This window comes from Brunnivagina elsteri CCALA 953 (assembly GCF_002289455.1).
GTDB lineage: Bacteria > Cyanobacteriota > Cyanobacteriia > Cyanobacteriales > Nostocaceae > Brunnivagina > Brunnivagina elsteri.
On sequence record NZ_NTFS01000260.1, the window covers coordinates 1 to 9358 of the forward strand.

A 9358-nucleotide genomic window follows, 5' to 3' on the forward strand; every position below is an offset into this window, starting at 1 on the left:
CGGTGTACAGACAAGTACTCGAATTGCCCCAAATAAAAGAACCCCACCCTAACCCTCCCCTTGCTAAGGGGAGGGAATTAGACTTTTTATTTTCCCCCCTTGGAAAGGGGGGTTAGGGGGGATGATTTCCGGGATATGAAGGGAAATCAAACTTGTGTGTACACTGTAGCCCCGTAGAGACGTTGCACTGCAACGTCTCTACACACCAAAAATAGGAACAAAAAATCCTTAACCGACGAGTATTGAGTTCTGCTGGAGGTAGAAAACGGTAACAAACAAGATTTTTTATTCGCTTTATTCGCTTTATTCCCTTCTGCCTTTCATAAATAAAGGCACGGCTTTTGACCGTACCCTGACTTTACTTTTTGGGTCCTATATACAGTGTTCCCGGAACTCAGAAAAATTAACGTTATGTGTCGAAAAAAACTTTGGCAGTAATGCAATCCTGTTGAATTTGGCTTTTGAGGGCTTCGAGGGAGGGAAATTTGGTTTCGGGACGGATAAATTTTTCTAGCTGAACTGCGAGTTTTTGCCCATATAAATCGTCTGACCAATCGAATAAATGCACTTCAACTATGGTATTGATGCCATTAATGGTGGGACGGTTGCCAATATTCATCACCCCAAAAGCAAGTGGTTCTAGCTGCGCTGATGTGTCGCTAACCCTGTAAATACGCACAGCATAGACTCCCAAACGGGGCAAAAATTTATCTTTGGGTAACTCTAGGTTCGCAGTGGGGAAACCAATGGTTCTACCAAGTTGCTGACCTTTGGTGACGGTTCCAATCAGGCTGTATGCTCGTCCTAATAGCTGCTTGGCACGTTCGACATCACCAGTTTCGAGAACTTCGCGGATGAATGAGGTACTAATGGGATTGGTTTCTGGGGATGATGATGAATCGCCATCTTCAGTTTCCAGGGGAGCGATCGCAACGGGAATATTATATCTGGCGGCGATAATTTGTAAATCTTGGGCAGTACCGCTACGTTTGGAACCAAAATGAAAGTCATACCCGACGCTAACTTGGGTTGCTTGGAGCTGTTCGACCAGAATTTTTTCGACAAATTCTTCTGGTGTTAGGGAACATAATTCCCGATCGAAGGGTAATAGTACTAGTTGCTCAACACCAAGCGATCGCAATTGTTGGACTTTTTCATCAAGGGGTGTGAGTAAAGCACGAGGTTTGCCGCTAAAAAACTCTTGTGGGTGCGGGTTGAAAGTGACAACGGTAGAGTATACGTGCTTGCCTTCAGACACAGGGAAATTAGAAGAAGCCGGAGAAATTAATAAATCCTTCGCTTCCCCTGTTTCTCGTGCTTTTAAGATAGGTTGAATTACCCGTTGATGCCCGCGATGCAAGCCGTCAAACTTGCCCAATGCAACGGCAGCAGGGAAGAAAGCTAATTCAGTCGAATTCGTAACCGACACGGAACACCCATTTGGAGACAGATTTAGCACGTCAATTCTGGGATTTTAGGTTTATTGAGATATTGGCTTGTGGTTATTTGTCATTCGCTGAAGCAATAACTAAATAACGACTAAAAGCTCAATGCTCCCAATCTCCAATCTAATCTAAAATCTCGAATCTCTCCGACTGTAATTTTCCCATGTAGTCGGATTTTAGAGATGGCTAACAGGAACTATTTCTGATAAGGGGGCAGATACTGGGATTGGAAGCACCATTCCTTCCTTTGCCATGATTGCTCCGGGGAATTTCTCTTTTGCCTGCAATCCAACCTGATCTAGATAGTCATCGTCATGTGCTGGATCGTGGTGAAATATGACTAAGGTTTTGACATTGGCTGCTTTGGCAATTTTGATTGCTTCTTGCCATGTTGAATGTCCCCAGCCAATTTTCGGTGATTTTGGAGAATGATATTCTTCATCTGAATAGGTGGAATCGTAGATAAGAATATCAGCGTCACGGGCTAACCACAACACATTTTCATCAAGGCGATCGGGATAATGTTCGGTGTCGGTGACATAAACGGCAGCCCCACCATGCCAGTTAACTCGATAGCCTACGGCTTCTCCAGGATGGTTTAGGGGTGCGTTTTCCACGAGAATATCGTCAATTTTGATTGCTTCCCCTGGTGTGACATCACAAAAATTCAAGTCAGCCTGCATAATTTGCAAGGGAACTGGAAAGTTTGGATGCAACATTTGGTCATTCAGACGCTGTTCTACAGTCGAACCATCGGGTGCGATCGCGCCATAAATACTAAAACGATTTCCTTTGACGAAACCTGGGGTAAAGAAAGGAAAGCCCTGCATGTGATCCCAATGGGAATGGGTAAAAAAGATATGGGCTTCGGCTGGCATTTGACGCAATAAGGATTGCCCCAAAACATGTAGCCCTGTACCACCATCGAAAACTAAGCGTTTACCGCCCACTTGCATCTCAACGCAAGGGGTATTACCGCCATAACGGACGGTATTCGGTCCTGGACAGGGGATGCTGCCGCGAACGCCCCAAAAATTCACATTAAATTGTTTCTCTATCCTAGACATGGGTGTTGCTTGCTGGACTGAGTGGGCGATCAAAAAATGTTAATTGTTTTGTACAGTTTACGCTGTCTTTAAGTAAATGTCAGTGTCGTGTATTCATGAGTAACACTAAACACCTACTTTTGCCGAAATTCATACTAGATAAATGGCTATTTTATTAACTAAAGCCATTTTTGACCAAAATAATGGGATACAGAGCTACGTCCTTCTCGGACGGCTTTGTCAAAGATTCTGGTACAATAGATATTGTCGCCATAGGGCATTGGGAGACTCTAAACGAACATGGAGAGAAGATAAGACTACTTCGGTAGCACCTCTCAGCGAAGTGTTAAGGAATCCTCGCTTCTTTAGGACGAGGAGGTATGTCAATTAAGACAAATTAATTACAATTAAGGGAATACCAAGAAATAAATTCTCCAATATTGTAGGGGTGGGGAGACCCCACCTTTACGTATGATAGGGTTGGTAAATATCTGATTTGGAGATTTTATTTTCTGGAAGTCCCTAAGTAACTTTTATAACCATTCCTGCTTTATAGCTCATTTACTGCTTAACTTTTGCTGTAATGCATATTTTAGTAGGTTATTGGGTAATGGGTATTAGTCATTTTGCGCTGGTTCTTACCGAAGGATGAATGAGAATAAAAGCAAGCTTCATAAACGACATGGTTTTTCTGCTAATCTCTAGTCATAAAGAGGAAATTTCAATTCCCACTTCGACAATTGAGTTAAAGCTGTGGTGTAAGTAAGGTTATATTGCAAAGGAGTAATACTGATATAGTTATCACGAATAACATGTACATCGATTGGTATATCTTGTGGTAAATTAAGTCCAATTGGTGGTTCGATATCTTCCAGTACTTCTCCGGTTAACCAGTAATAAGTTTTACCACGTGGGTCTGTCCGTTTATCAAATACATCTACGTAACGACGCACTCCTTGCTGTGTAATTATCGCTCCAGCAATTTCTTCCTGTTTAACGGCAGGAACATTCACATTCAAGAGCATTAATTCAGGTAAGGGATTCTCTGCTAACTGTCCCACTAAGGTTTTGGCAAAATTTGCTGCTGGTTGAAATTCTCTAATTGTGTGGCTGGTTAAACTAAAAGCGATGCTGGGAATACCTTCGATTACACCTTCCATTGCTGCCGAAACTGTTCCTGAGTAGAGTATTTCTGTGCCGAGGTTTGCTCCGTGGTTAATTCCGGATAGAACTAAATCGGGGGGGGAATCTAGCAAAGCCCATAAAGCTAATTTGACACAATCGGAAGGAGTACCATCACAAGCCCAAGCTTTTACTGATGGATAAAATAAAGACTCAACTATTTCTGCGCGAATTGGTTGGTGCAAAGTCAGCCCATGTCCGGTTGCCGATCGCTCTCGATCTGGACAGACAACTGTAACTTCGTGTCCTGCTTCTGCTAGGGTATTGGCTAAAGTGCGGATACCCAAAGCCGAAACTCCATCGTCGTTGCTAATCAGCAGTTTCATCTGGTTTTTAGTACTCTCGGTTTTCTCAAAAAATATTGGTTGACAAGTTGGTATGCAAAAATTGCAACCGATTTAGAAAAATATCTATTGCATAATTATAATACTTATAGATTTTGTCTATTTTGTGGCAGTTTTTATTAAAATTAATTGAAATTTTGGGAATTTTGCCAAAAATGCAAAATATTGGACAGAAAACTTATACATAATTTTGCCCAGATTTGATTTTTGGGTTGACCTGAAAGACTCGAAATGTAGTAGACTCAGCAATGTGATAAACCGCCAAGACGCAGAGAACGCCAAGGAAGAGAGAAATAAAAGAGAATTTAATTTACTGATTCAGATTTAGATGCTGCTGTATTAATTAAAAAATATTATTTACGAGATTATGAGTAACGGACTGGGTGATTTAGAAGTTCAACTTTTGACATTGCGAACTGATGCGGAAGGGGCAATATCCCAAGCAGACACATTAGAGCGTCTGGAGGAGTTGCGGGTTAGCTATCTGGGTAAAAAGGGTCAGCTTTCGGCGATTCTCGGTAGTATGGGTAAACTCCCCGCAGAGGAGAAACCGAAAATTGGCGCGATCGCAAATACTGTTAAGGAAGCTCTGCAAACTAGTCTGGACAAACAACGCAATGCTTTAGAAACTGCCAAAATTCAGGCACTGCTGGAGTCAGAAACCCTGGATGTGACGATGCCAGGTATTTTCCGTCCTCAAGGTCGTATTCATCCTCTGAATGGTATTATTGACCGTGCTTTAGATGTTTTTGTCGGCATGGGTTATACGGTGGCTGAGGGTCCAGAAATGGAAAGTGATTATTATAACTTTGAGGCACTGAATACGCCTCCCGATCACCCTGCCCGTGATATGCAGGATACCTTCTATTTACCCGATGGGAATCTGTTACGGACTCATACTTCATCTGTGCAAATTCGCTACATGGAGGCTGAAGAAGCTCCGATTCGGGTTGTTGCTCCTGGACGGGTTTACCGTCGGGATACGGTTGATGCAACTCACTCGGCAGTGTTCCATCAAATCGAACTTTTGGCGATTGATGAGGGTTTAACTTTTACTGACCTCAAGGGCACAATTAAGGTATTTTTGCAAGAAATTTTTGGCGATTTACCAATTCGTTTCCGTGCTAGTTATTTTCCTTTCACTGAACCTAGTGCTGAAGTGGATTTGCAGTGGAATGGACGTTGGTTGGAGGTTATGGGTTGTGGGATGGTAGATCCAAATGTGCTGAAGTCTGTTGGTTACGATCCGGAAGTGTATACTGGGTTTGCTGCGGGTTTTGGTGTGGAACGGTTTGCGATGGTGTTACATCAAATGGATGATATTCGTCGTTTGTATTCGAGTGATTTACGCTTTTTGCAGCAGTTTTAGTTTGGGCAATAACGATATTCTGTCCTAAAATAAGTGCAAAATACATCTTAATTTTAAGGGTAATTACACAGAATTCACAAAGTTTAGAAAATATCTTTAAGATGCCATAAATTATCGCAATAGCTGAGAAATCATTTGGTTTACCTGGGATTCATAATTACCACCAAATAAATTAAAGTGATTGACAACATGATAAAGATTATACAGGTTCTTGCGTAATTCATAACCAGAATCTAAGGGAAATACTTCGTTATAACCGCGATAAAATTCTGGAGGAAATCCACCAAATAATTCAGTCATGGCAATATCAACTTCGCGATCGCCATAATAAATCGCTGGGTCAAAAATTACAGGTTCCCGTTCTACCGTAAATCCTGCATTTCCTCCCCACAAATCACCGTGAACTAAGGATGGTTTAGGTTTATGTCCTGCTAGTAATTCAGGTATCGCTGTAAGTAACTCTTCAGTTTGGGGAAAACGTCCACTTTTGCTTTTACCCCGTCTGAGTTGAAATTTAATCCGGTACTGAGTATAAAATTCAACCCAATCAGTCGTCAGGGTATTTACTTGGGGAGTTGAACCAATGGTATTGTTTGTATACCAACCAAAGCCCTTTTTGTTACTGACTTTGTGCATCGCTGCTAGTTTTCGTCCCATCATTTCCCAAGATTTGGCATTCCCACGAACCATTTCTAGCCATTCCAGCACTAGGTAACAGGAATTTTCAGCAATTCCACTACACAAGGGTTTTGGTACGCGGATAGTCCTGGTATCAAATATTTGTTGTAAACCTAATGCTTCGGCTTGAAACATGGCAATTTGTGATGCTTGGTTCAGTTTAACAAAGTAAATCTTATCATAGTCAGAAACTGCGTAACCTTCGTTAATGCAACCACCACTAACTGACTTTTTTTGTAGGATTTGAAATTGGTTATTGGTTACTTGGCTGATATGTTTTTCTATTTCAGTCCACATTTTTTATTTTGGATTATAATTTGCCTGGGTAAAAAGGTCAAAAAATACAAGCAAAAAGAGAATCTCCTGACTATAGAGTGAGGAGAATTTCAATTTAAAAATATCTGTTGTTGCATTCTAATTGGGTTTAACTACAACTACTCCATAAGCTTCAGGAGACAAATATTCTTTTGCCGCTTGCATTAAGTCAACTGCATCCTGTGATTGAATATGGGTAGGATAATTAAAAGCGGGTTCTAAATCCCCAATTAATGATTGATAAAAGCCGTATAAACCTGCGCGATCGCTCGGTGTTTCGTTACTAAAAATAAATCGATTTGCGACTTTTTTGCGAATGCGAATTATTTCAGCCTCACTGACTAATTCTGTTTGTAAAGTGTGAATATGTTGTAATATTGCTGCTTCGACATCTGGGATATTTTCGACTGCACATTGGGCAGAAATATAAAATAAACCTTGATTTTGCAAGTTCATATTACTCGCACTAATATGTGAAACTAATCCGCGTTCCTCTCTCAAGTCACGTACTAATCTTGATGTACGTCCATGTCCTAAAATTCCTGACAAAATATCTAAAGGATAGGTTTGATTTAATTGATTTAACCCTGGAACTTTCCAAAGCATGATTAATCTTGCTTGTTGCAAAGTTTCATCAATATATTCCTGCCTAACAACCTCTGTAAATGGGTTTTCTGGACAATTTCTAATTATTGGTTGATTTAAACATGTAGACTGGATATTTAATTTTTGATTCAATTTTTGATCCAATTCTTGACTATCCCCATAGTCATTAAAAGCTTCCGTAACTACACCAATTAATTCCTCCACAGGCAAATTACCCACAACCACAGCAGTCATCGACTGAGGTTTATACCAATTCCCGTGAAAATCTCTCATTTGTTGCGCTTGAAGTTGGGAAATTACCGCTTCTTCCCCTAATACAGCACGACGATAAGGTGAATCTGCAAACCCTAATTCCATTAACCTTGTAAATACTCGACGACGGGGATTATCTTCGCTACGACGTATTTCCTCCAGAACCACCAAGCGTTCCCGTTCAAATGCATCGTCGGCAATTTTCGGATTTAAAACAACATCGATTTGCAATGGTGCTAATTTTCCAAAGTCCTTGGGGGCACAAGTTAGGTAATAATGCGTATAATCTTGGCTTGTGCCTGCATTTGTTACTGCTCCTCTTTCTTCAATACGGCGTTCAAACTCTCCGCTTATTAGTCGCTCAGTTCCTTTAAATACCATGTGTTCGAGGAAATGAGCCATGCCATTAATCGCATCAGGTTCTACGTAACTACCGACGTTTAACCACATATTCAGGTTTACAGCATCAACTGGCATTTGCTCTGCCACAATTGTCAATCCGTTGGGTAAATGATGCAGTTGAGGAGAATTGAGTCGAGGCAATTTCGTCAGGGTTGAGGAGGTCATTCGGGTTTTCGCGGCTTCCGTACATTCTTATTCTACCTAAGTAGGAAGTCAGAAGTCAGAATTCCGAATTTTAGGTAGAGACGTTGAGGTGGTTTGTCTGTACAAAATTCAAAATTGGCAGAATTTTTTTACATATCCTCTAAAATGAAAATGAGAAGTATTAACAAATGTAAAGAATATTAACAATGCTAAATAATTCTAATATTCATAATGGGGATACTTATTTTGAGTCGCAACGGGGTGTTTCCAAGGGCGATCGCAAGTCTCGTATCATTGCGATCGGTGCGGGAATTGGTGGGTTAACAGCAGCAGCACTACTAGCTCATCGTGGTTACGAGGTGTTAATTCTCGACCAAGCCATAGTACCAGGTGGTTGTGCTTCCACATTCAAACGCAAGGGCTTTACCTTTGACGTGGGGGCAACCCAGGTGGCAGGATTAGAACCTGGAGGTATTCACCATCGTATTTTTTCCGAATTAGAAATCGATTTGCCGGAAGCGACACCATGTGACCCAGCATGTGCGGTATTCTTACCAGGGGAAAGCACCCCAATTAATGTTTGGCGAAACCCGGAGAAATGGCAAGAGGAGCGTCAGCGTCAGTTTCCCGGTAGTGAACCATTTTGGGGTTTACTGGCATCGTTATTTAAAGCCAGTTGGGATTTTCAAGGACGGAATCCCGTATTACCACCAAGGAATATTTGGGACTTGTGGCAGTTAATCCGAGCCGTGCGATCGCAGACCTTGATTACAGTACCCTATATACTATCCACAGTCGGGGATGCCTTGCGTGCTTACGGTTTGGAAAATGACAATCGGTTGCGGACATTTTTAGATTTGCAACTTAAGCTATATTCCCAGGTGAGTGCAGAAGAAACAGCATTACTCTATGCTGCAACCGCTTTGGCAGTATCCCAATCACCCCAAGGGCTATTCCACCTCAAAGGGAGTATGCAGGTTCTCAGTGACCTTTTGGTGGGCGCTTTGGAACGGGATGGGGGGAAGTTATTAATGCGTCATACTGTCGAAAATATTCAATTGGAGAATGGAAAAGCTAAATCTGTCACAATTAAGAACCAGAAAACAGGTGAAGTTTGGCAAGAAACAGCCGAACATATTGTTGTCAATGTCACCGTTCAAAATTTAGTGCAACTATTAGGTGATAAAGCCCCACGAGGTTACAAAAAGCGCGTTGAAAAGCTAACTTCACCCTCCGGAGCATTTGTTGTATATCTTGGTGTAGAAGCCAGTGCAATCCCTGCTGAATGCCCTCCCCATCTGCAATTTTTAGATGATGCCAATGGTGCGATAAGCGAAGCGCAACGCGGGTACGCGATCGCAGAAAATAATTCCTTATTTGTGTCAGTTAGTCATCAAGGAGATGGACGCGCTCCTGAAGGCAAAGCAACAATTATTGCTTCTTCATTTGTGGATGTGAAACAATGGTGGCAAACTGAAGATTACGAAGGGTTGAAACAAAAGTTTACCCAAGATGCCATATCCCATTTAAATAAATATTTTTACTTAAAACCCGAAACCATTATCCATGTAGAAG

7 protein-coding genes are annotated in these 9358 nt (G+C 41.5%); 2 read left to right on the plus strand and 5 right to left on the minus strand.

The annotated features are described in order from the left end of the window. Nucleotides 1–409: 409 nt before the first annotated feature. From CK510_RS20215 to surE, 3 genes are all read right to left on the minus strand, one after another. Nucleotides 410–1459 (minus strand): bifunctional riboflavin kinase/FAD synthetase, encoded by a 1050-nt coding sequence (locus CK510_RS20215; RefSeq protein WP_211293235.1) that lies wholly within the window; start codon nucleotides 1457–1459, stop codon nucleotides 410–412. 162 nt (nucleotides 1460–1621) lie between these two features. Next, nucleotides 1622–2512, minus strand: a complete 891-nt coding sequence (locus CK510_RS20220; RefSeq protein ID WP_095723414.1) for an MBL fold metallo-hydrolase — start codon at nucleotides 2510–2512, stop codon at nucleotides 1622–1624. 680 nt (nucleotides 2513–3192) lie between these two features. Continuing rightward, a complete protein-coding gene (gene surE / locus CK510_RS20225; protein ID WP_095723415.1) occupies nucleotides 3193–3999 on the minus strand; it encodes a 5'/3'-nucleotidase SurE in 807 nt (268 codons plus the stop codon). 385 nt (nucleotides 4000–4384) lie between these two features. On the opposite strand from surE, the gene pheS reads away from it, so the two are divergent. After that, nucleotides 4385–5386: a phenylalanine--tRNA ligase subunit alpha gene (gene pheS, locus CK510_RS20230; RefSeq protein WP_095723416.1), complete on the plus strand. Its 1002-nt coding sequence runs from the start codon at nucleotides 4385–4387 to the stop codon at nucleotides 5384–5386. Between the two features lie 111 nt (nucleotides 5387–5497). Here pheS and CK510_RS20235 read toward each other — a convergent pair whose 3' ends face one another. Next, nucleotides 5498–6361, minus strand: a complete 864-nt coding sequence (locus CK510_RS20235; RefSeq protein WP_095723417.1) for a fructosamine kinase family protein — start codon at nucleotides 6359–6361, stop codon at nucleotides 5498–5500. A gap of 117 nt (nucleotides 6362–6478) precedes the next feature. Continuing rightward, nucleotides 6479–7804, minus strand: coding sequence for a M16 family metallopeptidase (locus CK510_RS20240; RefSeq protein WP_095723418.1), 1326 nt, complete (start codon nucleotides 7802–7804; stop codon nucleotides 6479–6481). 185 nt (nucleotides 7805–7989) lie between these two features. On the opposite strand from CK510_RS20240, the gene crtD reads away from it, so the two are divergent. Beyond that, nucleotides 7990–9358, plus strand: a 1369-nt coding sequence (gene crtD / locus CK510_RS20245; protein ID WP_095723419.1) for a C-3',4' desaturase CrtD, incomplete at its 3' end; no start/stop codon positions are given.